At 69.4% G+C, this 26,872-nt stretch carries 25 protein-coding genes and 2 pseudogenes; 16 read left to right on the top strand and 11 right to left on the bottom strand.

What is annotated here, in order from left to right:
• A partial coding sequence (locus JWQ81_RS13460; RefSeq protein ID WP_297541231.1) for a DUF222 domain-containing protein occupies window positions 1–1,029 on the bottom strand: 1,029 nt, incomplete at its 3' end.
• A gap of 376 nt (window positions 1,030–1,405) precedes the next feature.
• On the opposite strand from JWQ81_RS13460, the gene JWQ81_RS13455 reads away from it, so the two are divergent.
• A complete protein-coding gene (locus JWQ81_RS13455; protein WP_297541229.1) occupies window positions 1,406–2,161 on the top strand; it encodes an SDR family NAD(P)-dependent oxidoreductase in 756 nt (251 codons plus the stop codon).
• On the opposite strand, the gene JWQ81_RS13450 is transcribed toward JWQ81_RS13455, so the two are convergent.
• The gene (locus JWQ81_RS13450; protein WP_297541227.1) at window positions 2,158–3,357 is read right to left on the bottom strand and encodes a CdaR family transcriptional regulator; all 1,200 of its coding nucleotides are present in this window, start codon (window positions 3,355–3,357) and stop codon (window positions 2,158–2,160) included. The genes JWQ81_RS13455 and JWQ81_RS13450 overlap by 4 nt on opposite strands.
• 146 nt (window positions 3,358–3,503) lie before the next feature.
• Here JWQ81_RS13450 and hpnC point away from each other — a divergent pair, with 146 nt between their 5' ends.
• From hpnC to hpnH, 7 genes and pseudogenes are all read left to right on the top strand, one after another.
• Complete coding sequence (gene hpnC / locus JWQ81_RS13445) at window positions 3,504–4,379, top strand: squalene synthase HpnC (RefSeq protein WP_297541225.1); 876 nt, start codon at window positions 3,504–3,506, stop codon at window positions 4,377–4,379.
• A pseudogene (gene hpnD, locus JWQ81_RS13440) lies at window positions 4,376–5,209 on the top strand (presqualene diphosphate synthase HpnD); the annotation flags it as partial. The gene hpnC and the pseudogene hpnD, both read left to right, overlap by 4 nt.
• Window positions 5,095–6,588: pseudogene (gene hpnE, locus JWQ81_RS13435) on the top strand (hydroxysqualene dehydroxylase HpnE); the annotation flags it as partial. The pseudogenes hpnD and hpnE, both read left to right, overlap by 115 nt.
• Window positions 6,589–6,698: 110 nt before the next feature.
• Window positions 6,699–7,658, top strand: a complete 960-nt coding sequence (locus tag JWQ81_RS13430; RefSeq protein WP_297541235.1) for a polyprenyl synthetase family protein — start codon at window positions 6,699–6,701, stop codon at window positions 7,656–7,658.
• Window positions 7,658–9,568, top strand: coding sequence for a squalene--hopene cyclase (gene shc, locus JWQ81_RS13425; protein WP_297541223.1), 1,911 nt, complete (start codon window positions 7,658–7,660; stop codon window positions 9,566–9,568). Before JWQ81_RS13430 ends, shc begins: the two co-directional genes overlap by 1 nt.
• Window positions 9,565–11,037 (top strand): 4-hydroxy-3-methylbut-2-enyl diphosphate reductase, encoded by a 1,473-nt coding sequence (gene ispH / locus JWQ81_RS13420; RefSeq protein WP_297541221.1) that lies wholly within the window; start codon window positions 9,565–9,567, stop codon window positions 11,035–11,037. Before shc ends, ispH begins: the two co-directional genes overlap by 4 nt.
• Window positions 11,038–11,039: 2 nt before the next feature.
• Entirely contained in the window at window positions 11,040–12,044 is a 1,005-nt protein-coding gene (gene hpnH / locus JWQ81_RS13415; RefSeq protein ID WP_297541219.1) for an adenosyl-hopene transferase HpnH, read from the top strand.
• Between the two features lie 370 nt (window positions 12,045–12,414).
• Here the strand turns inward: hpnH and JWQ81_RS13410 are convergent, their stop codons facing one another.
• Window positions 12,415–13,653 carry a cytochrome P450 gene (locus JWQ81_RS13410; protein ID WP_297541217.1) on the bottom strand — a complete coding sequence of 413 codons (1,239 nt, stop codon included), beginning with the start codon at window positions 13,651–13,653 and terminating at the stop codon, window positions 12,415–12,417.
• Window positions 13,650–14,288, bottom strand: coding sequence for a TetR/AcrR family transcriptional regulator (locus JWQ81_RS13405; protein WP_297541216.1), 639 nt, complete (start codon window positions 14,286–14,288; stop codon window positions 13,650–13,652). Before JWQ81_RS13405 ends, JWQ81_RS13410 begins: the two co-directional genes overlap by 4 nt.
• Window positions 14,289–14,367: 79 nt before the next feature.
• Between JWQ81_RS13405 and JWQ81_RS13400 the strand changes: the two genes are divergently transcribed.
• On the top strand, window positions 14,368–15,120 hold the full coding sequence (locus tag JWQ81_RS13400; protein WP_297541215.1) for a DinB family protein: 753 nt from the start codon (window positions 14,368–14,370) through the stop codon (window positions 15,118–15,120).
• Between the two features lie 3 nt (window positions 15,121–15,123).
• Here the strand turns inward: JWQ81_RS13400 and JWQ81_RS13395 are convergent, their stop codons facing one another.
• Window positions 15,124–15,303: a hypothetical protein gene (locus tag JWQ81_RS13395; RefSeq protein WP_297541213.1), complete on the bottom strand. Its 180-nt coding sequence runs from the start codon at window positions 15,301–15,303 to the stop codon at window positions 15,124–15,126.
• A 202-nt stretch (window positions 15,304–15,505) separates the two neighbouring features.
• Between JWQ81_RS13395 and JWQ81_RS13390 the strand changes: the two genes are divergently transcribed.
• The 3 genes from JWQ81_RS13390 (at window position 15,506) to JWQ81_RS13380 (ending at window position 17,356) form a co-directional block, all read left to right on the top strand.
• Complete coding sequence (locus JWQ81_RS13390; RefSeq protein ID WP_297541211.1) at window positions 15,506–16,168, top strand: hypothetical protein; 663 nt, start codon at window positions 15,506–15,508, stop codon at window positions 16,166–16,168.
• 102 nt (window positions 16,169–16,270) lie between these two features.
• Window positions 16,271–17,086, top strand: a complete 816-nt coding sequence (locus tag JWQ81_RS13385; RefSeq protein ID WP_297541209.1) for a class I SAM-dependent methyltransferase — start codon at window positions 16,271–16,273, stop codon at window positions 17,084–17,086.
• 93 nt (window positions 17,087–17,179) lie between these two features.
• Window positions 17,180–17,356: a hypothetical protein gene (locus JWQ81_RS13380; protein WP_297541207.1), complete on the top strand. Its 177-nt coding sequence runs from the start codon at window positions 17,180–17,182 to the stop codon at window positions 17,354–17,356.
• Between the two features lie 185 nt (window positions 17,357–17,541).
• On the opposite strand, the gene JWQ81_RS13375 is transcribed toward JWQ81_RS13380, so the two are convergent.
• On the bottom strand, window positions 17,542–17,910 hold the full coding sequence (locus JWQ81_RS13375) for a hypothetical protein (RefSeq protein ID WP_297541238.1): 369 nt from the start codon (window positions 17,908–17,910) through the stop codon (window positions 17,542–17,544).
• Here JWQ81_RS13375 and JWQ81_RS13370 point away from each other — a divergent pair.
• Window positions 17,803–18,129, top strand: a complete 327-nt coding sequence (locus tag JWQ81_RS13370) for a Scr1 family TA system antitoxin-like transcriptional regulator (RefSeq protein ID WP_297541233.1) — start codon at window positions 17,803–17,805, stop codon at window positions 18,127–18,129. The two genes, JWQ81_RS13375 and JWQ81_RS13370, sit on opposite strands and share 108 nt — an antisense overlap.
• A 3-nt stretch (window positions 18,130–18,132) precedes the next feature.
• Window positions 18,133–18,342 (top strand): DUF397 domain-containing protein, encoded by a 210-nt coding sequence (locus JWQ81_RS13365; RefSeq protein ID WP_297541205.1) that lies wholly within the window; start codon window positions 18,133–18,135, stop codon window positions 18,340–18,342.
• A gap of 31 nt (window positions 18,343–18,373) precedes the next feature.
• On the opposite strand, the gene JWQ81_RS13360 is transcribed toward JWQ81_RS13365, so the two are convergent.
• A complete protein-coding gene (locus tag JWQ81_RS13360) occupies window positions 18,374–21,109 on the bottom strand; it encodes a BTAD domain-containing putative transcriptional regulator (RefSeq protein WP_297541204.1) in 2,736 nt (911 codons plus the stop codon).
• 84 nt (window positions 21,110–21,193) lie between these two features.
• Here JWQ81_RS13360 and JWQ81_RS13355 point away from each other — a divergent pair, with 84 nt between their 5' ends.
• Window positions 21,194–21,808, top strand: coding sequence for a response regulator transcription factor (locus tag JWQ81_RS13355; protein ID WP_297541202.1), 615 nt, complete (start codon window positions 21,194–21,196; stop codon window positions 21,806–21,808).
• Window positions 21,809–21,821: 13 nt separating this feature from the next.
• Here the strand turns inward: JWQ81_RS13355 and JWQ81_RS13350 are convergent, their stop codons facing one another.
• The gene (locus JWQ81_RS13350) at window positions 21,822–22,493 is read right to left on the bottom strand and encodes an alpha/beta hydrolase (RefSeq protein WP_297541199.1); all 672 of its coding nucleotides are present in this window, start codon (window positions 22,491–22,493) and stop codon (window positions 21,822–21,824) included.
• Between the two features lie 110 nt (window positions 22,494–22,603).
• Here JWQ81_RS13350 and JWQ81_RS13345 point away from each other — a divergent pair, with 110 nt between their 5' ends.
• The gene (locus tag JWQ81_RS13345; RefSeq protein WP_297541198.1) at window positions 22,604–23,203 is read left to right on the top strand and encodes a TetR family transcriptional regulator; all 600 of its coding nucleotides are present in this window, start codon (window positions 22,604–22,606) and stop codon (window positions 23,201–23,203) included.
• Between the two features lie 24 nt (window positions 23,204–23,227).
• On the opposite strand, the gene JWQ81_RS13340 is transcribed toward JWQ81_RS13345, so the two are convergent.
• Genes JWQ81_RS13340 through JWQ81_RS13330 form a run of 3 tightly spaced genes read right to left on the bottom strand, consistent with a single transcriptional unit; the run spans window position 23,228 to window position 26,865 of the window.
• Entirely contained in the window at window positions 23,228–24,478 is a 1,251-nt protein-coding gene (locus tag JWQ81_RS13340) for an MFS transporter (RefSeq protein WP_297541196.1), read from the bottom strand.
• A gap of 18 nt (window positions 24,479–24,496) precedes the next feature.
• A complete protein-coding gene (locus JWQ81_RS13335) occupies window positions 24,497–25,306 on the bottom strand; it encodes a class II aldolase/adducin family protein (protein ID WP_297541193.1) in 810 nt (269 codons plus the stop codon).
• 23 nt (window positions 25,307–25,329) lie between these two features.
• Window positions 25,330–26,865 (bottom strand): aldehyde dehydrogenase family protein, encoded by a 1,536-nt coding sequence (locus JWQ81_RS13330; protein ID WP_297541191.1) that lies wholly within the window; start codon window positions 26,863–26,865, stop codon window positions 25,330–25,332.
• Window positions 26,866–26,872 lie beyond the last annotated feature (7 nt).

Here is a 26,872-nt window from a genome sequence, read left to right as displayed (position 1 = left end):
GTTGCAACCGGGAAAGGCGCATCCGCGGTCTCTCATGACGAGTCTTCGCCGTTGCCCTGTGGTGATGATTCTCTTGGACCGCCCCAGATCCATCTGCTCGCTCTCGGTCCCGAGAACAGCGGGGATCACCTTGCAGTCACACGCCAACATCCGCGCTTCGGCGGCGGTGATCACGCCGCCATAGTCGAGCATCGCCGTTCCGATGCCGGACTTCAGTGTTTCGTAGTCCACGGTGACCGCCACATGCACCCGGTCACCACCGTGGGTCGGGATCTCGTCGACGGTCATGGCGAGACGGACCAGGTCGACGAGAGCGTCGGCGTGGCGTTCCCATTGGCTGCGGGTGTCGCGGCCTTCCTCTTTCGTCGAGTGCGGCTTCGCCAACGGATCCAACGCGGCCCGCAACTGGGCGTAGGCCACGTTGTCCAGCTTGCCTTTGAGTGTCGCGGAGCTGTCGCGGTGTTCCTGGAACGCCAACTCCCGCTCCGGTCTCTCCGGCGGATCCTTCGGCTCCGGCCCATCCGGATCCACCGTGTCCAGGATCCGGTCGCCGGCTTTCTTCACCTCGACCGGGGACGCAGCCCGGGCCACACCGATGAGGATTTTCTCCGCGGCCACCCGATCCTCCTCCGACACCGTCGCAGGCATCGCCGTCATCGTCTTCACGATCACGTCCACATGCGCGGGGGTGAGGACACCGGCCAGTGCGGCGAGCCCGGTCAGGGGTGCGACACCGGGGATCTCTGTCCCGTCGATGGTGTACAAGGAGTTGGTGCCGCGGGCACGGACCACGATCTGACGCGCCGCGGGCTCGGCCATCCCCGTCGTATGCATCAGCCACTGCACCGCCGAGTTGTACTGATGAGTCGCCTTGATACCGTCGGTCTCGGTCTTGGTGACCACGAGACCCAGCAGCGCGGTGTACCGGTTCATTTCCCGGGTGATCACGCGGGCGTACTCGACCAGCGTCGCCGGATCGGCACGCCGGATATCGGCGGGATCGGGGAGGGTGGTCGTTACGCTGGGCACTCCTTTATTCTACTACGGATCGAACGTTTATTCGAAACACGGTCAGGTGATAGATGTTATCGCGGAACGTAGTCGTCGGTTATTCGGAAAGCCTGCCATAGCAACAAAATGCGCCCGCTCGCCTCCTGCAACTGCTTGCCGCTTCACTCACTGATGCACCACGATGACAAGGCCGGTTGCTTAACGTGAGTGGCGAAGTGCGAACGGTGTTATCCGTGCGGTCACTGCAAGAAAAGTCCCTTTCACCGCACCCCACTCGCGAAACGGAACAGGCCTCAAGATCCGCTCCACGAACTCCAACCCGCCCCGGTCCTTGCTGCGGTAAACCGGAGCCTTGTCGCCTAAGGTTCCCAGCACACCATGTGAGGGAGTCCGAATGGTCGAGAGGCTTACCGCGCTGGTCACCGGGGCCTCCTCGGGGATCGGCGCGGACACCGCGCGCCGGCTCGCGGCTGCCGGGGCGCACGTCGTCCTGCACGGCCGTGACCAGGATCGGCTCAAGGCGTTGGCCACCGAGACGGGCGGAACGGTCCTGGTCGGCGAGCTCGCTGAGCCGGGTGCGGCGCGGGCGCTCGCCGAGCGGGCGCTGGAGGTGTCGGGGCAGGTCGACGTCCTGGTCAACAACGCCGGGCTCGGCTGGGCCGGGCCGCTGCCCGAAATGCCCGCGGCCGATCTCACGCGGCTGGTCGCGGTCAACCTCGTGGCCCCGCTCGAGCTGACTCGTGCGCTGGTGCCGGACATGCTGGCCAGGGGCAGCGGCCGGGTGGTCTTCGTGACCTCGATCGCCGGACGCACCGGCGTCGCGGGCGAGGCCGTGTACGCCGCCACCAAGGCCGGGGTCGACGCGTTCGCCGACAGCCTCCGCTTCGAACTGCACGGCACCGGGGTCGGGATAGCCGTGGTGGTGCCGGGCGTGGTCCAGACGGCGTTCTTCGAGCGGCGCGGACGTCCGTACGGCCGGAGCAGCCCTCGTCCCGTGCCCGCGGACCGGGTCGCCGCCGCCGTGGTCCGGGCGGTCACCGCCGACGGCGACTTCTACGTCCCGCGCTGGCTGCGCGTCCCGGTCGCCCTGCGCGGCGTTGCACCCGGCCTCTATCGCGCCTTGGCTACCCGCTTCGGCGCCGCCGGCTAGTCGACCTCGGGTTGCTGGCCGGCGGGACCCCAGTTGAGGGCGAGCATGAGGGTCGCGCGCGTGGACGGGTCGTCGAGCGACGGGCCGAACAGGGTGTGCAGCTGCCCCATCCGGTACCGGACGGTCTGTGGGTGGATGTGCAGCTCCTCGGCGATGGCCTTGCGGTCGCCCAGGTGCCGCAGCCAGGACGTCAACGTCGTCGACAGCCGCTCGCGGGAGGACTCGCTCAGCTCGTCGAGCGGAGCCAGGCTTCGCCGCCGCAACGCGTCGAGCAGCCTGTCGTCGCGGTGGACGATGATCGCGTCGAGGTGTTCGTCGGCGAACACCGGGTCGTCGGACAGCAGGTGGTCGCGGCGGAGTCGCGCGGTGACCTCGGCGATGCGCAGGCTGGCGGGCAGCCTGCCGACGGGGACCGACGCGCCGACCACGGCGCCGGCGCCGCGCAGCGCCCGCGCGAGCCAGGCCCGACGGCCCGGTCCCGACGGATCGGGAACGACGGTGACGAGGACGCCTGGCCGCCGCAGCCGCAGGCATGTGTCGTCCAGCCGGGCGAGCAGCGCGCGCCCGAGCTCGTTGTCCTGGTCGACGAGGACGACCGCGGCGGACCGGGGGATGGTCCACCGCGCGAGGACGGCCGCCGCGCGCACCGTGGCCATGTCCGCGCGGTCGGACAGCAGCAGCTCGGTGAGCTCGTCGCGCAGCCGCTCCTGGGTGCGGACGGCGTCGGCCTGTTCGAGCAGGTAGCCACGCAGGGACGCTTCGGAGAGCTGGTCGACGATGGCGAAGACGGTGGACGCGAGCGAGGCAAACGCCTCCGCCTGGACGTCGAGGCCGAGCGCGGTCTCCGAGACGTGCCGCCAGGCGACCCGAGCGCCCATCCTGTAGGCCGAGAGCAGGCTGGTGACGTCGCGGCCCTGCCGGTACTGGACACGCCCGATCTCCTCGAACACGACCTGTTCGACGCCGGGCTCGAGGTCGGGGAACCGTTCTTCGGGTTGTTCGGCGAGGCTGATCAGGCGGTGCACGAAACCTTGGCTGGCGGTGACGACTTCGTCGAATTCTTCGGCGAGGAAGGCGGCGTAGTCGGGATGCTGCTCGCCGAGCAGGTCCCGGACCTCTCCGAGGATGGCCGGTAGGCGGTTGACCACGATGGGTTCGAGATCGCCCAGTCGAGTGATCTCATGGTCTGGTCTCATGTCCGGGTTCGTCCTTCCGTAGCGTTCCTACGGCATGTCCAGCCCCTATCGTTGCGCGCCTTTGTCTGTTCGTGACAAGTCGAACTGCCGAAAATCTTCCTCCAGGTTGCAGAAACCGCCCATCCGGGCGGACCAGACTGACTCCGGTGAGATCCACTTCGTCTGAAAAGGACGCTCCGGACCACCAGGCTTTGCTCGAAAAACAACGTGCGGAGAACTTTCCCGTCGCCCTGCGGGTGCTGCCGAAGCGCCTGCGCAACGATCTTGTCGCCGTCTACGACGTCGCGAGGGTCATCGACGACCTCGGCGACGAAGTGCCGGGGGACCGCGTCGCCCAGCTCGAGGCGTTTTCCGTCGATCTGAAGATCGCGTGGGAAGGCGGCGCTCCCACACACCCGGCAGTACAACGGCTGGTCCCGACCGTGCGGGGCGGCCGGCTGGACCGCGAACCGTTCCAGCGGCTCGTCGACGCCAACCTGCAGGATCAGCACGTCACCCGCTACGCCACCTACGCCGACTTGCGTGCGTACTGCACGTTGTCGGCGGACCCGGTCGGCCGGATCGTGCTCGCGCTTGTCGACGTCCGCGACCCGGTCGCCGACCAGCTGTCGGACCGCGTCTGCACCGCCCTGCAACTGATCGAGCACTGGCAGGACATCGCCGAGGACCGCCGGGCGGGGCGCATCTACCTGCCGCAGGAGGACCTCGCCGAGTTCGGCGTCGCCGAGAGCGACCTTGACGAACCCACCGCGTCCCCGGCCTTACGCAACCTGATGCGGTTCGAGATCGATCGTGCCGCCGATCTGCTCGACTCCGGCGCGCCGCTGGTCCGGCTGCTGCACGGCTGGGGCCGGCTGGCGGTGTCCGGCTTCGTCGCGGGAGGCCGCGCCACCGTCGACGCCCTGCGCCGCACCGGGGGAGACGTGCTGACCGCCACCGCCCACCCACGGGGCTCCGAGGTCTTGCGCCACCTGGGGAAACTGCAATTCGGCAAGCTGAAGACGGGAGACCGGCAGCAGTGAGTGACACCATTCAAGACGCCTACGCGCAGTGTGAATCGATCACCAGGGAACAGGCCCGCAACTTCTACTACGGCATCCGGCTGCTGCCCACGGGCAAACGGAACGCACTGTGTGCGGTGTACGCGCTCGCCAGGATCGTCGACGACATCGGCGACGGCGAGCTGGACGCCGAAGCGAAGCTCGCCGGGCTGGCGGAGGTCCGCCGGTCGCTGTCCGACCTGGACCGGAGCGCCGACCCGGTCTACGTCGCGGTCGCCGACGCGGCGCGGCGGTTCCCGATCCCGCTCGGCGCGTTCGACGAGCTGCTCGACGGCGTCGAGATGGATGTGACCGGGCGCCAGTACGTCCGCTTCGACGACTTGGTCGAGTACTGCCGGTGCGTGGCCGGTTCGGTCGGCAGGCTGTGTCTCGGCGTCTTCGGCACCCGCCCGCCCGACCCCCGCGCCGCCACCTACGCCGACGAGCTCGGCATCGCCCTGCAGCAGACCAACATCCTGCGCGACATCCGGGAGGACCTGCTCAACGGGCGGACCTACCTGCCCAAGGGGGACCTCGAACGGTTCGGCGTCGAACTCGTCGTGGACGAAACCGGCAGGCTGGCCGACCCGGACGGCAGGCTGACCGCGCTGATCCACGACAGTGCCGCGCGGGCGAGGCAGTGGTACTCGCAGGGGGATCGGCTCGTCCCGTTTCTCGACCGGCGCAGCGCGGCGTCGTGCACGGCGATGTCCGGGATCTACCGGCGGCTGCTCGACCGCATCGACGACGACCCGAGCCAGGTGTTCGACAAGCGGCTCTCGCTGACCGGCTGGCAGAAGGCGGCTGTGGCGGCTCGTTCACTGGCCGGGCTGTCGCGATGACCCGCCGGGTAGCGGTGGTGGGAGGCGGGCTGGCCGGCATCACCGCGGCACTCGCCTGCGCTGATGCGGGCTGCGAGGTCACCCTCTTCGAGGCCCGCCCGCACCTGGGCGGGCTCACTTATTCCTTTGCCCGCGGCGATCTTCGGGTCGACAACGGCCAGCACGTGTTCCTCCGCTGCTGCACGTCGTATCTGGCGCTGCTGGACCGGCTCGGGGTCGCGGACAAGGTGGCCCTGCAGCAGCGGTTGTCGATCCCGATCCGCACACCCGGGTCCGAGGCGCCGGTCTGGCTGCGTCGCGGTGACCTGCCCGCGCCGCTGCATCTCGCCGGTTCGCTGCTGCGGTACGGCCCGCTGCGGCCGGGAGAACGGGCCAAGTTCGCGCTCGCCGCGCTCGCGTTGAAGCGCGTCGACCCGGCGGCCGATGCCACCGACCGGCAGTCGTTCGGCGACTGGCTGCGCCGGCACGGGCAGAGCGCCGGCGCGATCGAGGCGCTGTGGGACCTGGTCGGCGTCGCGACGTTGAACGCCACGGCCGACGAGGCGTCGCTGAGCCTGGCGGCGACGGTGTTCCAGGAGGGCCTGCTCACCGACCCGGCCGCCGCCGACATCGGCTGGTCGATGGTCCCGCTGCGCGAGCTGCACGGCGACCCGGCGCTCGCCTGCCTCGAGCGGGCCGGGGCCGACGTCCGCACCGGCGCGAAGGTCCGGGCGATCGAGCGGCGCGACGACGGTTGGCGGGTCGGGCTCGACGGCCACGACGCCGATTTCGATCAGGTCATCGTGGCCGTGCCACCGGTGGCGGCCGAGCACCTGCTGCCCGAGGGGGCGGTCACCGTGCCGCCGGGGTGGTCCGGCGGGCTCGGCAGTTCGCCGATCGTCAACGTCCATCTCGTCCTCGACCGACGGGTGCTCGATCAGCCGTTTGTGGCCGGCGTGCGGACTCCGGTGCAGTGGGTCTTCGACCGCACCCAGCAGTCCGGTCTCGCCGCGGGGCAGTACCTCGCGATGTCCCTGTCCGCGGCGGACGACCTGATCGACCTGCCGACCGCCGAGCTGCGCGAGCTGATGCTGCCCGAACTGTTCGCGCTCCTGCCCGAGGCCGCCGACGCCGAGGTCCTCGACTTCTTCGTCACCCGCGAGCGCCACGCGACTTTCCGGCCGAGCCCGGGCACGGCCTCGTTGCGCCCGCAGGCGACCACCTATGCCCGCGGGCTGTTCCTCGCCGGCGCGTGGACCGCCACGGGTTGGCCCGCCACCATGGAGGGCGCCGCGCGCAGCGGTACCGCGGCCGCCACCGCCCTCCTCGACGAGCACACCACCGAGGTTCGGGAGGGAGTAGGGGCATGACGGTCACCATTCCTGCGGCAACGAAGTCCGCGGTAGGGGATACCCAGGAAGCGACCCAGGAAACAACCCTGGAGGCACTGCGAAAGAGCCGGGATGCGGTGCTGCCGGTGATGCGGGAAGCGGTCGGGCGGCTCGACGACACCAGCCGCGCGATCACCTCGTATCACCTGGGGTGGACGGACATCGACGGCGCGCCGACAACGGGCCAGGGCGGGAAGGCCATCCGGCCGGCCTTGGCGACGCTCTCGGCGCAGGCCGCCGGCGCGTCCGCGGAGGTCGGTCTCCCCGGCGCGGTCGCCGTCGAACTCGTGCACAACTTCTCACTCGTCCACGACGATCTGATGGACGGCGACACCGAGCGGCGTCACCGGCCGACGGTGTGGGCGGTGTGGGGCGCGCCGAGCGCGATCCTGACCGGTGACGCCATGCTCGCGCTGGCCCAGGAGGTCCTGCTGGAACGCGGCACGGCCGAAGCGATCGGTGCGGCCCGGCTTCTGGCCGAGACCACCCGGCGGCTCATCCACGGCCAGGTGCTCGACGTCGAATTCGAGCAGCGTGACGACGTCACCCTGCCGGAATGCGTGACGATGGCGGCTGGGAAGACCGGCGCGCTGCTGTCCGCGAGTGCGGCGATCGGGGCGGTACTGGCCGGGGCGCCCGCGGCGGTGGTCGACGCGCTTTCGGCGTTCGGCGAAGAGCTGGGGCTGGCCTTCCAGCTCGTCGACGACGTGCTGGGGATCTGGGGCGACCCGGCGGTCACCGGCAAGTCGGTGTTCTCGGACCTGCGTTCGCACAAGAAGTCCCTGCCGGTGACGTTCGCGACCACGCACGGCGGAGCCGCCGGTCGGGAGCTCGCGGCTTGGCTGGCGGGAGAGGAAGCCTCCGACGAACCGGAGCTGGCCAGGATCGCCGGCCTCGTCGAAACCGCAGGCGGCCGCGAGTGGGCCACCGCGGAGGCGGAGCGCCGGATGGCGTCGGCATTGCGGGCACTCGCCGAGGTGTCGATGCCCGAAGGCCCGCGCTCGGACCTGGGCGCCCTCGCCCGATTCATCGTGACCCGGGAGGCTTGATGACCCAGACCGTTCCCGACACCGGACAGCAAGCCGGCTCCGCGCGCTCGGCCGAGGAAACACTGCGGCTCGCCGTCGAATACCTGCGCGGCCAACAGGACGCGCAGGGCTGGTGGAAGGGCGAACTGGCCACCAACGTGACGATGGACGCCGAAGACCTGCTGCTGCGGCAGTTCCTCGGCATTCTGCGGCCAGACCAGAGCGAGGAAGCCGCCCGGTGGATCCGTTCGCAACAACGCGAGGACGGCACCTGGGCGACTTTCCCGGGCGGCCCCGCGGACCTGTCGACGACCGTCGAGGCGTGGGTCGCCCTGCGGCTGGCCGGTGATCCGGTCGACGCGCCGTGGCTGGCCCTTGCCGCGCAATTCGTGCGGGACAACGGCGGGCTCGAAGGCACGCGGGTGTTCACCCGGATCTGGCTGGCGCTGTTCGGCCTCTGGCCGTGGGACGACCTGCCGACCCTGCCGCCGGAGCTGATTCTCCTGCCGTCCTGGTTTCCGCTGAACGTCTACGACTTCGCGTGCTGGGCGAGGCAGACGATCGTGCCGCTGACCATCGTCGGGACCCTGCGCCCGGTCCGGCCGCTGCCCTTCGGGGTCGACGAACTGCGTACGGGCGCCCGTCCCGGCGCGTTCGCCAAGCCGTGGACCTGGCCAGGGTTCTTCCAGCACCTCGACGTCGTCCTGCGCACGTACTCGCGGCTGCCCGTCAAACCACTGCGGAAGATGGCGATGCGCCGAGCCGCCGAGTGGATCCTGGCGCGCCAGGAGGCGGATGGTTCATGGGGCGGGATCCAGCCGCCGTGGGTGTATTCCGTGCTGGCGCTGCACCTGCTCGGGTATCCACTGGACCACCCCGCGCTGAAAGCGGGACTTGACGGGCTCGAAGGGTTCATCATCCGCGAGGAGACTCCCGACGGCTGGGTCCGGCGCCTGGAGGCCTGCCAGTCACCGGTCTGGGACACCGGCCTCGCCTTGACCGCGCTGCTGGACGCCGGGGTGCCGGGCAGCGACGATGCCGTGGTGCGCTCGGCGGAATGGCTGCTGGGCGAGGAAATCCGGGTCACCGGCGACTGGGCCGTCCGGCGCCCTTCGCTGGAGCCGGGTGGGTTCGCCTTCGAATTCGCCAACGAGGGCTATCCCGACACCGACGACACCGCGGAAGTCGTGCTCGCGCTCAGGCGGTTGGGCCATCCGAACCACCGGCGGCTGCGTAACGCGATCGACCGCAGTGTGGCCTGGTTGGAGGGGATGCAGTCGAGTGACGGCGGTTGGGGCGCGTTCGACGCGGACAACACCCGGACGCTGGCCACGAAGCTGCCGTTCTGCGACTTCGGCGCGGTGATCGACCCGCCGTCGGCCGACGTCACCGCGCACGTCGTCGAAATGCTTGCCGCTGAAGGACTTGCCGATTCCGAGTCGTGCCAGCGGGGTGTCGACTGGCTCCTCGACGCGCAGGAGCCCGACGGTTCGTGGTTCGGGCGCTGGGGCGTCAACTACGTATACGGCGTCGGTGCGGTCGTCCCGGCGCTGGTCGCGGCCGGGATCCCGGCCGGCGCGGCGAGCATCCGGCGGGCGACGACATGGTTGTGCGAGCACCAGAACACCGACGGCGGCTGGGGCGAGGACCTGCGGTCCTACGACGATCCCGCCTGGGCAGGCCGGGGCGACTCGACGCCGTCGCAGACCGCGTGGGCGCTCCTCGCGCTGCTCGCCGCGGGCGAACGGCAGTTGGAGGCGACCGAGCGCGGGGTGCGGTGGCTGTGCGACCGGCAGCGTCCGGATGGCGGCTGGGACGAGGCGAAGCACACCGGCACCGGGTTCCCCGGCGACTTCTACCTGTCCTATCACCTCTACCGCATCGTGTTCCCGGTGTCCGCACTCGGCCGGTACGTCCGGAGCGGCTCATGACCCGAGCGGTGGTGTGCACGCCGATGCGTGTCGAGCAGGCGGCGCTTCGCTCGGCACGCATGGACGTGGTGCGCACCGGTATCGGGCCCCGGCGCTCGGCCGCCGCGGCCGCCAGGCTGCCCGACGGGCCGATGGTGATCGCGGGCGTGGGCGGTGGGCTGGCGCCCGAGGTGCGGCCGGGGGACGTCGTCGTCGCCGACGAGGTCCGCGGTCCGGGCACCAGCGTCGCGGTGCCGTCGGCGCCGTTGCTGGCCGGTGCGCTGCGCAGGCTCGGCCTGACCGTCCACATGGGACCTATCGTGTCCGCGGACCACGTCGTCAGCGGTCGTGAACGGCTCGAACTGGCTCGAAGCGGCGCGCTCGCCGTGGACATGGAATCGAGTCAGCTGGCCAAGTCGGGTACTCCGCTCGCGGTCATCCGGGCCATTGTGGACACCGCGGACCATCCGCTGCTCCGGCCGGGCACCCTCGGCCGCGGGGTGGCCTCACTGCGCGCGTTGCGGGCCACGGTCCCGGTGCTGGAACAGTGGACGGCGGCGACCGGGCCGCGCGAGGTCCTGCTCGCGAGCCCGCGCTCGTTCTGCGCCGGGGTCGGGCGGGCGATCGACATCGTCGAGCGGGCGCTGCGGCGGTACGGCGCGCCGGTGTACGTCCGGCGGCAGATCGTCCACAACACCCACGTCGTGCGTGACCTGCAGGAGCGCGGCGCCGTGTTCGTCGAGGAGGTCGACGAGGTTCCGGAAGGCAGCACGCTCGTCTTCGCCGCACACGGGATCGCGCCTTCGGTCCGGCGTGCCGCGGAAGACCGGCAGCTCTCGGTCATCGACGCCACCTGCCCGCTGGTGACCAAGGTGCATAACGAGGTCCGGCGGTATTCGGGCCGCGGCGACACGGTGTTCCTGATCGGGCACGCCGACCACGAAGAGGTCGAAGGCACTGTGGGGGAGTCGCCCGACCACGTCGTCGTGGTCGAGGACGCCGCGGCCGCGCGCAAGGTGCTCCCGCGGGACGCCGAGCGCGTCGCGTACACCATGCAGACGACGTTGGCGGCGGACGAGGCCGAGGAGATCGCGGCCATCCTCCGCGAGCGGTTCCCCGCGCTGACCGCGCCGCGCAAAGACGACATCTGTTACGCGACAACGAACCGGCAACGAGCCATGCGGGCTGTCGCGAGCGCGGTGGACCTGATGCTCGTGGTCGGCTCGCCGAATTCGTCCAACTCGCGGCGGCTCGCCGAGGTCGCCGAACGCGAAGGCGTGCGGGCGCACCTGGTCGACGACCGCGGCGAAGTCGACCTCGACTGGCTTGCCGGCACGGCTCGTGTCGGTATCACCGCCGGTGCTTCGGCGCCCCCGCATCTCGTCGAGGAGGTCGTCCGCTGCCTTGGCGGGCTCGGTCCGCTCACCATCACCGAAAGCCGGCTGATGGAAGAAAACGTCACGTTCACGCTACCTCGGGAGGTGCTCTGACCTTGGCAATGCCACTTCGCCAGTCCATGCGACTCGGCGGTTACCTGATGAAGCAAAAGGTTCTGCGCAAGGAGAAGTTCCCGCTGCTGGTCGAGCTCGAACCGCTGTTCGCCTGCAACCTCAAATGCGGCGGCTGCGGCAAGATCGAGCAGCCGGCGGCTCTGCTGAAGCAGCGGATGCCGGTCGAACAGGCCGTCGGCGCGATCGAGGAGAGCGGCGCGCCGATGGTGTCCATCGCCGGCGGTGAGCCGCTGATGCATCCGAAGATCGACGAGATCGTGCGGCAGCTGCTGGATCGGCGGAAGATCGTTTTCCTGTGCACCAACGCGTTGCTGCTGCCCAAGCACATGCACAAGTTCAAGCCGCACCGGAACTTCGCGTGGATGGTGCACATCGACGGGCTCCGCGAACGCCACGACGCGTCGGTGCGCAAGGTCGGCGGGTTCGACGCCGCGGTCGCCGCGATCAAACAGGCGCAGGCCGCCGGGTTCAAGGTCATGACGAACACGACGTTCTTCACCAGCGACACCCCGCAGGACATCATCGACGTCCTGGACTTCCTCAACGACGATCTCGGCGTCGACAACATGCAGATCTCGCCGGCGTACGCCTACGAGAAGGCACCGGACCAGGAACACTGGCTCGGTGTCCAGCAGACCCGCGAGCTGTTCACCAAGGCGTTCGGCGGCGGACGGCGGAAGCGCTGGCGCCTCAACCATTCGCCGGTGTTCCTGGACTTCCTCGAAGGCAAGCGCGACCTCGACTGCACCGCGTGGGGCATCCCGTCGTACTCGCTGCTGGGCTGGCAGCGTCCGTGCTACCTGCTCGACGACGGCTACGCGAAGACGTACAAGGAGCTGATCGAGGAGACCGACTGGGACGCCTTCGGCCGAGGCAAGGACCCCCGCTGCGCGAACTGCATGGCGCACTGCGGGTACGAACCCACCGCCGTCATCGCGACCTTGGGCTCGCTGAAGGAGACCATCCGGGCCGCCGTGGGTGGCTGAGTCCAGGGACCCCTCGGGGCCACACTGATGGCGTTGAACGCCACAAGGGTGGCCCCGAGGGTTGTCGGGTGGTTGGTCGGTTGAGGTGGCGGGTTCGGTTTTACGCGACTGATGCGACTGATGTGGCAGGTGTGACGCTGTGACGTGTCGTGAAGGCCACCTTCACGGCGTAAGGCGTACTCAACTAGGCCTTGACGTCGTCGCCCTGCCGAAAGTGCCGTCAGGAGCCTCAACAGTCACATCGCCATCACCAGCACCACTTGCACGACGCGACTGGCCCTCAACCCCGCTACCAGCACCCACTCGCCCCGGTCCTTGCTCCTCTGGACAGAACCGACTACCCCGACCCCGAGGGGTCCTGGGGCGGGCCTCAGCGCAGGGTGACCGGCAGGGTCGCCAGCCCGCGGAGGACGACGTTGTCCTTCCACGTGGGCTCGCCGGAGAGGCGGAGGCCGGGAGCGCGCTGGGTCAGGGCGCCCAGCGCGATCCGGCCTTCCAGCCGCGCGAGGGGGGCGCCGAGGCAGAAGTGCACGCCCTGGCCGAACGCGAGGTGGCGGGAGGGTTCGCGGCCGACGTCGAGGGCATCCGGATCGGTGTGCTCTTCGGCGTCACGGTTCGCGGCGCCGATCAGCAGCAGAGCGAAGGAACCGCGCGGGATTGCCTGGCCGCCGACTTCGGCGTCTTCGAGCGCGTAGCGGAACGTGAGTTGGACAGGGGAGTCATAGCGCAACAGTTCTTCGACGGCGCGGTCGATCAACTCGGGCTCGTCGCGCAGACGGGCGAGCTGGTCCGGGTGGTGGAGTAGCGCGAGCGTGCCGTTGCCGATGAGGTTGACCGTGGTCTCGTGGCCGGCGATCAGCAGCAGGATCAGGGTGGCGAGCAGCTCGTTCTCGGTGAGCACGTCGCCCTGGTCGTGAACCGCGACCAACGCGGACAGCAGGTCGTCACCCGGGTTCGCCCGCCGCAGCGCGACCAGCTCGCGGAAGTAGTCGGCGAACTCCTCCCTGGCGCGCATGGCGCTCTCGCGTACTTCGGCCGGCAGCAGGAAGTCGGGGTCCAGCGCACGGGCCAGCTGGTGGGACCAGCCTTCGAACCGTTCACGGTCGGCCAGCGGGACGTCGAGCAGCTCGCTGATCACGACCACCGGCAGCGGGGACGCGAAGTCCCTGATCAGGTCGACCGGACCGGCCACGGCGAGCGCGGCGTCGAGCAGCTCGGCGGTGATCTGCTCGATCCGCGGGGTCAGCTGGGTGATCATCCGAGGGGTGAATGCCTTCGACACGAGTTTGCGCAGCCGCGAGTGGTCGGGCGGGTTCAGCCCGAGGAACGACCGGACCGGGTTGCCGTTTTCGTCGACCAGCGTGTATTCCTTGGCATCGACCGGCTTGGCGCGCAGTGGGCCCGCTTCGTCGCCTTCGGCGTGGCCGAAGCGCAGGTCCCGGAGGACGGCCGTGCAGTCCTTGTGCTTGGTCAGCACGAAAAGCCGGTCGACCGGCTCGGAAATCGGCGCGGTGAGCTGCCAGCCGCGATAGTCGGGGTAGGGGTCCGCGCGGTGCTTCGGGTCGAAAAGTGCTTGCAGGGTCGGCGCGGACGCCATGGTTTCGGTCATCGACATTCCCCTTGCTCTGCGTTTTTGACGCCGGTGAACAGCCACCCCAGTGCCTGCCCGAACAGCTCGTCCGGCACACTCGCCGGGTCGATCCGCCGCTGCTGGACCAGGCCCTGGAACAGGGCGTGGACCACGACGGCCACATTTGTCGCGGGGACCGCGGCGGGATTCCCGTGGCGGTCCATTTCCTTGCCCACCAGGTGTTCCAGCGCTTCGGTCGGCTCACGCATCCGAGCCGCGAAGGTGTCCAGGACCGCAGGGTTGCGCACCGCGTAGAGCCAGAACTCGGCCCGCAGCGGCGCGAAGTCGATGTCCTTGTCCGCGACGTCGACCAGCAGCCGGCCGAGCGCGGCCATCGGGTCCTGCAGGCCGTCTTCCCCACCCTCGATGATCTGGGTCGCTTGGGCGACGCGGCTGGTGGCCCGCGTGGACAGCACCTCCATGAAGAGCTGTTCCTTGTTGGCGAAGTTCGAGTACAGCGCCCCGATGGAGAACCCGGCTGCTTCGGCGATCTCGTCGACCGAAGCGCCGGCGAACCCCTTGTCGGCGAACGTGCTCGCGGCCGCTTCGAGCAGCAGCTCCCGGGTCTGTGCCTTGGCTTCGGCACGGGTGAGCCGCTTCCTGCTGTCATTCACATAGTCGACGCTACTCAGATAGTGATCGCTATGCAAGGACGGCCCATGCGGCAGGCGGTCGATCGGGGAGAATGGTGCGATGGCAGCCGAGTACGAGAAAACCGACGCGTTTCGCGGGGCGAGCTTCACCGAAGTCGACCTCGCCGGTGCGACCTTCCGGGACTGCGGCTTCCGGAAGGTGAAGATCGTCGACTCGTTGCTCACCGACGTCGTGGTGGACGGAGTTGTCGGCAACTTCGTCGTCAACGACGTCGATGTCACCGCGTTCGTGGACGACGAGCTCGATCGTCGGCACCCGGAACGGGTGCAGCTGCGGGCGATGCGCACGGCCGATGACTACCGCGCGATGTGGGACACCGTCGAACGGATCTGGGCGGACACGGTCGCCCGCGCCGAGCGGCTGCCGGAAGCGGCTCGCCATGAACGGGTCGACGGCGAATGGTCCTTCACCGAGACACTGCGCCATCTCGTCTTCGCCACCGATGCGTGGGCGAGTCGCACGGTCCTCGACCAGCCGATGCCGTATCACCGGCTCGGCCTGCCCCAACCCTCCTACCTGCCCGCGGACGCGGCGGCGCTCGGCGTGGACCTCGACGCGCGTCCGTCATTCGCTGAAGTGGCGGAGGCGAGCGCCGACCGCATGGCCCTGATGCGCGGCCTCGTCGACGGGCTGACCGACGTCGAGTTCGAGAGGGTCTGCACGCGTACGCCCGCGCCCGGGTATCCGGAGGAGCCGCGCACGGTCGGCCGTTGCCTGCGCGTGGTGATCAACGAGCAAGTCGCGCACCACCGGTACGCCGTACGTGACCTCGCTGTGCTCGAAGCGCGCTAGCCGTTACTCGTCGTCGGCGAAGAGGTGATGCAGGAAGCGTTGGGGGTTGTCCAGGAACCCGCGGGTCAGCGTGACCGGGTCGGCTTCGTCGTAGCCGACCTGTTCGATCTCGCCGTCGGCGTCCATCTGCAGGATCCGTGCACCGGGTACCGCGAGCAGGATCGGCGAGTGCGTCGCCACCACGAACTGGCAGCGCCTAGACCAAGGTGGACTTGCCGGTTCCGTTGTCTCCGAACAGGAACGTCACCTGCGGGTCGTGGACCGAGGAGTGATCACTCACCCAACCTGGCACGGCGCGGTTTCGGGTGCATCCGGGACATCCCCGATATCTCCCGGCTCATGCCGACCGTGACTTTGTCGACCGGATAGGCGAAAATGTCCGTTAATGGGGGAGGGGAAAGCCGCTGCCGGCTTCGGCGAGGCGACACTCAGCGCGATCCGGCGAACAGTCGTGCCCAGGCGGTTGTGGCTGATCGTGATCACCGTGCTGGCAGGGGTGTTGGGCGCCATCGGGGGAACAGTGGGCGCGCAGCCGGACGTCCGGACCTTGGGCACGGTCGTGGAACCGGCGCAGAGCCTGATGTCGGTCGTGGTGCCGCTCCTGGGTATCTTGCTCATCCGCGACCTGCGGGGGCGGCCGGCCCGGCTCGCGCCGACTTTGGTGGCGGCGATACTGGTGGCCGCCGTCATCGGTGCCCTCGGGGTCGTCGTCTGTGTCGGTGTGCTCGCTGCCGCTCCGCTGGGGATGGCCCAGAACGCTTGGCAGAACGTTGGAATGATCGCCGTGGGCAGTGTGTTGGTGCAGTTGGTTGCCCAGTTGGTCGGTACCGGACTGGGATTGCTGCTGAGGTCGGCCGCCGTCGCGTTTGTCGCGAGTATCGCGCTGCCCCTTGGTTTGTACTTCCTGCTGGGGAATGTGGACGGGCTCCATCCCGCGCAGGCCTGGCTCGCGCCGTTCGCCTCGGTCCGGAACCTGCTCTCCGGGCACATGAGCGCGGTGGCGTGGGCCCAATGGCTCGTCATCCTGCTTATTGGGGCGTGGGCTTGAATACTGCCGGCGCGGCGCGGTTGAAGCGGTCGACACTGAGCCGGTGATCTGCTTTCGGCGAACATCCCACCCGAGCGTCCTGACCGTCCTAGGGTGGCGATCATGACGACAGCGGACCAAGAAGCGTTCCTGTGCGAATTCCATGCCCAGTGCCCGGCGGTGACGTCCAGTGCGATGGGCGATGGCCGGGCGCCGGACGGCCGGTCGACCTACGAAATCCTGCGGGACCGGGTCGAGGGCCACGCCAGGGTGCTTGATCTCGGCTGCGGCGACGGCTTCCTGCTCGACCTGCTGGCCGTCGCCGGGCACGACGTCGCCGGGATCGACCTCTCGGCCGCCGATCTGGCGCTTGCTCGTCAGCGACCGTCTCTCGCCGGGGTGAAACTGCTGGAGGGACGCGCCCAAGACCTGCCGTTCCCCGACGGTGACTTCGACGCGTGCGTGTCGCACATGGCGTTCATGCTGATGTCCGACATCGACAGCGTCGCCGCGGAACTGGCCCGGGTCCTGCGGCCCGGCGGGCGGCTGGCGCTGGTGCTCGGCGGCGGGGCGGGCGGAGGCGAGGGTTACGAACTGTTCCGGCAACTGGTCGGCCCGGTGCTTGACGACACCCCGGCCGAGCGGCAGATCCCGCCGCTGGGGGACCGGCGCACCCGGCACCGCGAGGGTGTCGACGAGATTCTCGCCCCGGCCGGGTTCTCTCCGGTCGAGTGGACCACCGAGCCGATCGATCTGGGCGGCACCGCGGAGCACGTCTGGTCGATCGTCTCGGTGACCTACAACCTCATACCGCTCGACCCGGCGGTCGTGAAGTCTCTCGAGGACGAATTCCTGGCTCTGGTGGCCGGGCTGGCCGATGCCGATGGCCGGGTCCCGTGCGTGATGAACCTCCACGTGGCCACCACGACTCGCGGCTGACCCCGGCCCGGCAGGTGCGATCGAACATGTGTTCTACTACCTGTGTGCCCCCGGCGGGGAAGGCCGGGGGCGCCCAAAACGTAGGAGGCGGGCATGGGTTGGTTGCTGCGTGAGCGCACGACTGGTCGGGAGTGGCGGTACGCGGACCCGGACAAGGCCTGGGACGCGGGCGGCTACGACACCACTCGCTTCGAGGTCCACGTGATGGCCGAGCCCATCACCGGCGCCCCGGACGGCTACCCCGACACCCGTCGCCCCGCCGCCCCGTAACCCCAGCGTGTTTGCTGTCTGTGTACGTGAGTTTGCCGCCTATGCGCGCGAGTTTGCCGTCTGTGTACGTGTGACAGCGCTGAGCCCCCAGGCTTCGTGAACGCCCTGGGGGCTCAGGCTCTCCGCGCTCGGCGAAGTTGGTACCCGGTCGGCACGTCCGGGGGAGTCGACGCGCCGGCCTGGGGTCAGTGGCCGTGCTCGATTTGCTCGTTCGCTCGGTGGATGTCCTCGACGAGCCCGCCTGGCTCGCGCCACGGCTCCCGGCCCACTTCGCGCGTCCGGCGGCTGGCTGCCTGGCAACCGCGGCAACACAGGAGCTGCCCGTAGGTGCGGGGGATCTCGAGCGTCAACTCGATGCGCGGATGACGCACCGGATACATCGCGTCGCTGCACCTGGGGACCAGCCATTCGATGGCGGGATCGGCGAGGTCGGCCTTGAGGTAGTCGTGGATCTGCCCTGTCTCGACCCACCAGCGGCGCGTGTAGTCGTTGTCGAGGCGGGGAAGCTGCCCAACGTAACTCTGCAGGTACTTCCGTTCTCCAAGGGGCAACATGCTGCATTGGGGTCGGGGTTCTCCCTGCTGGGCCTGGTTGTCGGCGGCGTTCGAAAATCTTGGGCCTACACGGAGGACCTGACGCGCGCCGACCTGCTGGACGGGGAGGCTCACGTCAGCGCCTACCGTCTGGCCTTCGTCACGTTGACGGAAACGGCGTTGCCGCAGCGCGAGAGCATGAAGCTCCTGGAAAAGGCAATTGGTGATCTGGAGAGGTAAGACATGGACGCGGAGTTCAACAGCGCGCAGTGGCGGAAGTCTTCGCGGTCGTCCGGTGGCTCGAACAACTGCGTGGAGGTCGCCGTGGCGTCGGCGAATGTCGGTGTCCGGGACACCAAGGATCGGCTCGCCGGCAAGCAGCAGAAGTCCCCGGCGATTCGTGAACACCGGGGACTTCTGCTGTGCCCTCGTGAGTACCTAGTCCGGTTCTAACCTGCGGGAATGTTCACGAGTCTGGGCGCACTCAGAGCAGGTCGTCGGCGAGGGCGTGGAGGGGGAGCCGTTCCGCGGCATCCTCGATGGCGGTGGCGCGCTCGCCGAGGGCGGCTTGTGCGTCGGCGCGGGCTTGTTCTCGGTCGCGCTTCCGGTTCGTACCGAAGGACGGAGTGCCGAGACGTCGTCGCTCGCGCCGGGTAACGGTGAGCATCCGCAGCGCCTGTTCCGGGTTGCCGTCCGCGACTTCGACGCTCGCGAGGCCTTCGATCACTTCGACCAGGCCGAGGTCGAGGTCGAGGTCTCGATACAGCGCCAGCGCTTCGAGTAGCTGCGCTCGCGCGCCGGGCAGGTCACCGGACAGCCTTGCCACGATCGCGAGATTGTTCAGCGTGACGGCCACACCTCCGCGTTCGTTGACCGCCTCGAATCCTTGGCGCGCTTCGACCAACACGGCGATTGCTTCGTCTCGCCTGCCGAGCTCGTCCAACGCCGAGCCGAGCGGGTTGAGCGCGCCCACCGCCAGCAGGGACGAGCCCGCCGCGTCGGCCGCCGTCCGGCATGCCGCAGCCCGCTCGACCACTTCGGCGAAGTTCCGTTCCTTGAGCGCGATGTGGCACAACCCCGTCAGCGCACCTACAACACCTGGCAGGTCTCCGAGCGCTCGATGCGCGTCCAGCGACTGCTCGATGCGCAGGCGGGCAGTCGCACGGTCGTTGACGGCCAGCGCGAGCACCGAATCCGCCTGGAACGCCGACGCGCGCAGCGCGGCCGGTATCTCGACGGCCGCGGTCACTGCGTCCTCCAGCGCCCGGTTCAGCCAGGCGTGTGTGACCCCGGCAAGCCCGTTCGGCCACCAGTACCACCACAGCGTCGCCACGATCCGGATGGCGAGGACCACTTCGCCGGAGTCCAGGCACCACGTGACGGCGGCGCGCAGCTCGGCCAGTTCGGTGGCAAGCCGGTTCTTCGAGTGGAAACCGGAGCTGATCGGCGACGCCGTTTCCGCCAGTTCGACGCACCAGAGCGCGTGCCGCCGCCGCATGCCGGTCTGCTCCCCGGCTTCAGCCAGCCGGTCCCCGGCGTACTCGGAGACCAGCTCCAGCATGCGGTATCTCGTGCCGTCCGGATGGGGTTCCGCGCTCAGCAGGGACTGGTCGGCCAGCCTGTCGAGCACTTCCGACGGGATCTCGAGCATCTGCTCGGCGGTGTCGGCGAGACAGCTGTCGGCGAACACGGCGAGCTTGCGCAGCGCGGTTTGTTCGGTCGTGGACAGCAGGTGGTAGCTCCAGTCGATGGTGGCCCGCAGCGTGCGATGGCGTTCGGACGTCGTGCGGGCGCGGTGGTCAGCGAGGTCGAGCCGCCGGTCCAGCCGGTCGGCGACGACGTCCAGGGACCACGTCCGCAGCTGCGCGGCGGCGAGTTCGATCGCCAGCGGCAGGCCGTCCAGCTTCCGGCACAACCGGCTCGCGACCGCGAAGTCGTCGCCTTCGAGAGCGAAACCGGACCTCGCGGAGCGTCCTCGTTCGTCCAGCAGCCGCAGCGCGTCCGGCTCACCGAGCCCGGTCAGCGCCCAGACCTGCTCGCCGGGCACCCCGAGCGGCTCCCTGCTGGTGGCGAGGATCCGCAGTCCGGTGCACCGGCTCAGCAAGTCGGCGGCGAGTTTCGCGCAGTTTTCGACGACGTGTTCGCAGTTGTCGAGGACGATCAGGGCTCGCGACCGCCGCAGGTGGCCGGCGAGCGTGTCCAGCACCGGTTCGTCGTCCGCGGGGCGCACGGAGAACGCGGCGGCGACGCGGAGGTCGATCTCGCCGCCGGTGGGTTCCGCGGCCAACTCGACGACGTGGACGCCGTCGGGATACTCGGGAACGGCGTCGCGGGCGAGTTCCAGCGTGAGCCGGGTCTTGCCGACCCCGCCCTGCCCGGTCACGGTGAGCAGCCTGGTCGTCGGCAGCAGCGCGGCGAGTTCGTCCAGTTCGCGGCGGCGGCCGATGAACCGGCTCGGTGGGAGCGGGATCGTCGACGGCGGGTCGAGCGTCGGATCGCGGCGGTCGATGGCGCGGGCGAGCGCGACGGTGTCGGCGCCGGGCTCCATCCCGAGCTCGGTCGCGCACTTCCGGCGTAGCTCCTCGTAGCTGCGCTGAGCCTCGGCGATGCGGCCGCACCGGTACAGCGCGAGCATGTGCAGCCTGACGAACCGTTCCCGCAGCGGATGTTCGACGACGTGGCCGGCCAGTTCGGCGACCAGCCGCTGATGCCGCCCGAGCGCGAGTTCGGCGTCGAGGCGGTCTTCCAACGCAGACAGCCGCAGTTCGGTGAGCGCCTGTCTGACCGCTTCGACGTCGGAACCCGCCCGCACACCCGAGTACGGTTCGCCGCGCCACAAAGCCAAAGCAGCGGCCAGCCCGGCCGCGGCTTTGGCCGGCTGCGTGGTCAAGTGCTGTCGTGCTTCGGCGATCAGCCGTGCGAACCGGGCCGCGTCGACGTCGTCGTCCGCGACGTCGAGCCGGTAGCCGGACGCGGCGGTGACCAGCCGGGAGCCGAGCGACTTACGCAGCGCGGAGATCTGCACCTGCAGCGCTGTCGTCACGGTCGGCGGCGGGTCCGTGCCCCAGACCTGGGCGATCAGCCGTTCGGTCGACACCGTGTGCCCGCCGTGGACCAGCAACACGCTCAGCACCGACCGCTGCCGATGCCCGCCGAGCGGCACCGCGGCACCCGACGTCGAGAGCGCCTCGAGCGGGCCCAGCACGCGGAAGGTTTCCACGCCGCTCCTGCCATTAGTGAACTGTTAGTAGATCAGTCCAACCTGCCGTAGTCGTGTCGAGGGGCGCAAGCAGGGGAGGGCGACGTGGCGGTGTCAGTTGTGCTGTCGTACGCACACCGGGACGAAAGACTGGCCGGGGTCGACGGGGTCACCGTGCTCGCGGAGGTGCCCGCCGCGCGGGATGTCGCCGGTGAAGTGCGGCGGTGCCGTCCCGACGTGCTCGTGATCGACCCCCGGTCGGACGGGCTGCCGGCGATCCGCGAGGTCGTGCGCTCGTCACCCGGCACGGCGGTGCTGGTGTTCAGCGAGTACGGCCACGACGAGGTGCTGTTCGGCGCGCTGCGGGCGGGCGTGCGGGGATACCTGCTCAAGCCGGCGTCGCCGGTGGACCTGGTCCGCGCGATCCGCAGTGTCGCGGCCGGTTCAGCGGTGTTCGGCGGCGACATCGCGCGCCGGATCACCGAGGTCCTGGTGGCGCCGGGCGCGCGTCCCGGCCCGTTCCCGCAGCTGACCGTGCGGCAGCAGGAGATCCTGACGATGCTGGCGACCGGACTGCCGGTGGCGGCGATCGCCGTGCGCCTGCACCTGACCCCGAAGACGGTCCGCAACCACTCGTCGTCGATCTTCACGAAACTCGGCGTCAGTGACCGCGAGTCCGCCACGACCCTGGCCAGGGAAGCGGGGCTGGTGGGGCGCTGACGGCACGCGCGCGTCACACCAGGTAGGACTCCAGGCGGTCGGCGACTTCGAGCGGACGGCTGAGGGTGACGCTGTGGCTGCCGTCGATCTCGTCGGGGACGATGCCCAAGCGCTCCCGCACCACGCGTCGCATGAACTCGGCCGGGAAGAACCGGTCGTCGCGGCACAGCAGGAACTTCGTCGGCACAGCCGGCCAGGTCTCGAGCGGCCAGGGCTTGCCGAACGGGGTCCCGGACTGGCCGAGGCTTCTCGACATCGCCTCGGCCGCGAGCGTGGGTTCGACGTCGTGGAGGAACAGGGCGATGTCGTCGTCCGGATCGCGGCCGTCGCGTGCGTCCTGTTCACTCCTGGCCTGCGCGTGCCCGGTGTTGGTTGCCCAGTCACTGGGTGCCTCTCCAGGTGCCGGGATCATCGCGGTCACCAGCACCAGCAGATCGACCGGCACCCGGTCGCACACCAGGGGAGCGGTGAACCCGCCTAACGAATGGGCGACCACGACAAGGTCGCGACGGTCGCCGACGGCGTCGACCACCGCGTCGGCGTACTCGGGGAACCCGGCCGCGTCGTCCTCGCACGGCAGGTCCACCGCGACGACGTCGTGACCGCGGGCGGTCAGCTCGGCGGTCACCAGGTGCCAGTACCACGAGTCGGCGGCGGCACCGGGGATCAAGACGAAAGTGGGCACGGGAACTGTCCTCCAGGATGTCCTATGTGGACGTGGTCGGCCGGTACGGACAAGGCTAGTCCGAAGAGATAGGCTGAGGGCAGGGAATTCCAGTCCGGAACGGAGAAAAAATGCCTCGCATGGCGCTGAACGACCGGCGGGACGAGCTGGTCGAGGCGGCCATCCGGGTCATGGCTCGCGACGGGGTCGTGAAGGCGACGACCAGGGCCATAGTGGCCGAAGCCGGGATGACGCTCGGGGTGTTCCACTACTGCTTCGATTCGCGCGAGGAACTGCTCAAGCGGGTCACGGCGACCATCACCGAGCGCACCATCGCGGACGCCCGCCGGGTGTTCACGCGCGAGGGCGACCTGCCCGACATGATCCGGGCGAGCCTGCGCGCGTTCTGGGGCGGGGTGGAGGCCAATCCCGGGGAGAACCTGGTCGGCTACGAGCTGACGCAGTACGCCTTGCGCAACCCCGGGCTGGAGGACGTCGCGCGGTTGCAGTACGTGCAGTACCTCGAAGCCAACGCCGAGTTCCTGGAGCTGATGGCGAAAGACGCCGGGATCGAGTGGACCATCCCGCTTCCGACCCTGGCCAGGTATGTCAACGCGGTACTGGACGGCGTGACCATCAGCTGGCTCGCGGACCGCGAGAGCGAAGACAGCCTCGCGGTGCTGGACCTGCTGGGCGACTACCTCACCGAGCATTCCCGGCCGGTCGGCTGAAAAACCTCCTCTGGCGCAGCGGTTTCACCGTACGGATCGCACGCGGTAGATCAGCACGGCGCCGAGTCCGGTGGTGACCGCGGTGGCGAGGAACAGTGTCTGGTAGCCGCCGAGCGAGGTGATCACCACGCTGGCGAGCAGCGGGGCAAGTCCTTGCGGCACCACGGATCCCACGTTCATGATGCCGAGGTCCTTCGCCCGCGAGCGCGCGTCGGGCAGCACGTGGGTCACCAGCGCCTGGTCGACAGACATGTAGACGCCATAGCCCGCACCGAGTAGCGCGGCGCCGACCATGGCCATGCCGAAGGTGGGGAAGAAAGCGAGCAGTATCCCCGAAACGGCCTGGAAGACGGACGCCGCCGCGACGAAGATCCGCCGCCGCGCCAACCGGTCGGACAGCCACCCGCCGCAGATCGTGGTGACGACCATCCCGACCAGGTAGATCACCGTGAGGATCAGCAGGTCGCGGTCCGGGTCGGCGACCTTGACCTCGTCGGTGAGGAAGTAGAGCAGATAACAGGTACCGAACCCGTTGCCGAGGTTGACCAGGATCCGGCTGGCCAGCGCCCAGGCGAAGTCCGGGTTCGCCCGCGGGCTGATCCAGATCCCGGCCAGTATCGACCTGAGGGTGACCGGCGGCCCGTGGGTGAACGCGTTGTCGCGGTAACGAAGGACAAACGGGATCGAGCAGACCAGGACTACGACCGCGAGCAGCGCGTAGACGACCGGGTCGGACAGGGTCACCGCGCTTACGACGGCGACGCCGACGACCACTCCGAGGGCCTGCGGGGCATAGATGGCCCCGGAGATCATCCCGCGTTGCCGGTCGGGCACCTGGTCCGCGACGGCCGCGGTCAGCCCGGCGGTCGCGGCGCTGACGCCGACCACCACGAGCAGCCAGGCCAGGCACACCCCGGTCGGTGTCGTCTGCAGCCCGGTGACGGCCAGGCCGGACGCGCTGAGCGCGAGCCCGCCGGCCGTCCACAAGCGACGGCGGCCGAACCGGGTCCGCGTGCGGTCGCACAGCGCGCCGCACACCGGCAGGGTGATCAGCGCGACGAGCGCGGACACTCCATTGAGGACGCCGAAGTCGGTGACCTTGTGGACCGGGTCGAGCCGGTCGAGCGTGGTGGGCAGCAGGAGCTGGATCGGCAGCAGCTGCGCCATCCAGAACCCGAACCACACCAGGGTGAACCGGCTCGTCCACCCTCGGGAAACCGGTTCGGTGGGTTCGACGATGACGTATTCGGCTGACAGGGTTTCCGACGCGTCCACGAGGTCGCCCGCGCCCGGTCAGTCGAAGAGATCGGGTTGGTCGCGGGTGATCTGGTCCCACAGCGGCCGGAACTGGAACCATCCCGGGATGGGGCCGGTGATCTGGGCGCGCACGGCCCGCGCGGTCTCCCCGTCGATCAGTTTTGGCGTGCCCGCCGCCATTGCGAGCAGCTGGGCCTGGCAGGACCGTTCCATGGTGAGGAAGTACCAGGCGGCTTCCGCCACCGAGCGCCCGACCGTGAGCAGGCCGTGGTTCTGCAGGATGACGGCCTGGTGCTCGCCGAGCGCGACCCCGATCCGGCGGCCTTCCTCGAAGTCGTTGACCACGCCGAGGTAGTCGGAGTACAGGCCGTGGTTCTCGAAGAAGGCGCACGAGTCCTGGGTGATCGGATCGAGCTTGATGCCGAGGGTGGAGAACGCCTTGCCGTTGAGGGAATGCGTGTGCGCGGCGGCGATCACGTCGGGGCGGGCCTGGTGGACCTGCGAGTGGATGACGAAGGCGGCGCGGTTGACCGGACGGCGGCCTTCGACGATGGCGCCTTCGTGGTCGACGAGGATCAGGTCGGACACCTTGATCTGGCCGAAGGCCATGCCGAACGGGTTGACCCAGAAGCACTCCGGGTTCCCCGGGTCGCGGGCGGTGATGTGCCCGGCGACGCCTTCGGCGAAGCCGAACTTGGCGAACACGCGGAACGCGGCGGCGAGCTCCTGTTTGCGGACGGTCCGTTCGTCCTCGACGCTGAGGCCGGTCTGGGGCAGCGGCAGGGTGACGCCTTCTGGTGTCGGCCCGACGGTGGCTCGCTGTGCTTCGGTGGGTGTGGCGGTCATGGCAGATCCTCCAATGTGGACGTTCAGGGGCGGCGGCGTGCGCGTCCGTAAAGGAACGAGACGAGCCGCAGGATGGCGTCGTAGGACTTGGGGCTGAACGGCATCATGTGCAGGTCGCGGCGCATCGGGTGCGCGTTGACCGAAATGGACTGCAGCCTGGTGTACTTCCGGATGCCCTCGGCGCCGTGGCGGACGCCTAGCCCGGAGTTCTTCCACCCGCCCATCGGCAGTCCCAGCGCGAAATAGTTCGACTGCGTGTCGTTGACGGTCACCGCGCCGGCTTCGAGCCGTGCCGCGATCTTGGCGCCTCGGCGGCTGTCCCGCGTGACGATCGAGGCCTGCAGACCGTATTCACTGTCGTTGATGAGCCGGATGGCCTCTTCGGCGTCGCGGACCTTCATGATCGGCAGCGTCGGCCCGAAAGTCTCCTCGCGCATGCACTTCATCGTGTGGTCGACGTCGACGAGCACGGTCGGTTCGTAGAACCGGCCCGGGCCGGCGCCGCGGTTGCCGCCGGCGAGTACCCGGGCGCCGCGGTCGATCGCGTCGCGGACGTGGTCGTCGATGGTGTCGAGCTGCGGCGGGAATGTCATCGCGCCGACGTCGACACTGCCAAGCCCCCGCGGAGCGCCGGACCGGATCTCGTCGATCCGAAGGCCTACCGCGGCGACGAAACGGTCGTAGATCGGGGCTTCGACGTACACGCGCTCGACGGACGTGCAGGTCTGGCCGCCGTTGAACAGCGCGCCGTGCACGGCCACGTTCACCGCGCGCTCGAGGGGCGCGTCGGCCAGTACGAGCAGTGCGTCCTTGCCACCGAGCTCGAGGGAGCTGGGGATCAGCCGTTCCGCGGCGCGGGCGGCGACCCGGCGGCCGGTGCGCGTGGAGCCGGTGAACATCACGAAGTCGACTTCGTCGATGAGCGCTTCGCCGGTCTCGCCGGCACCGGGGACGACCTGGAAGACATTGTCGGGATAGCCGCAGTCACGGGCCATTTCCAGCATCAGCAACGCCGTGAGCGGGGTCTGTTCGGACGGCTTCAGCACGACGGTGTTGCCCGCGGCGAGCGCGGGGATGGCGTCGCCGAAGGAGTTGGTCAGCGGGTTGTTCCAGGGGCCGATGACCCCGACCACGCCGATCGGCGCGCGGCGGGTGCGCATCGCGCGGCCGAGGACGAACGGCGAGACCGAGCGGATCCGCTTGCCGGCGAGGTAGCCGGCCGCGCGCCTCGACCAGAACGAGAACGCGTTCACGCAGTACACGAGCTCGATGACGGCTTCTTCGCGGGCTTTGCCGTTCTCGGCGACGATCGAGTCGAGCACCCGCGCCCGGTTGTCCAGCAGCCACTGCTGGCTCGCGCGGAACAGGGCGCGTCGACGTCGGAAGCCCAGCGCCTGCCACCGGGGCTGGGCCTTGCGTGCGGCGGCGACAGTGGCTTTGACCTGCGGTGGGCTGGTCGAGGCGACCTCGGTGATCGGGGCGCCGGTGGCCGGGTTGTCGACCGCGACGGCGCCGGGTCGCGCGCCGGTGACAGGTGCGTTGCTGATCCGGACGGCCATGGGAACT

Source organism: Amycolatopsis sp. (genome assembly GCF_025464955.1).
Taxonomy (GTDB): Bacteria; Actinomycetota; Actinomycetes; order Mycobacteriales; family Pseudonocardiaceae; genus Amycolatopsis.
The sequence above is the reverse complement of the archived record's forward strand: the minus strand, read 5'-3'. Positions and strand labels throughout refer to the sequence as shown.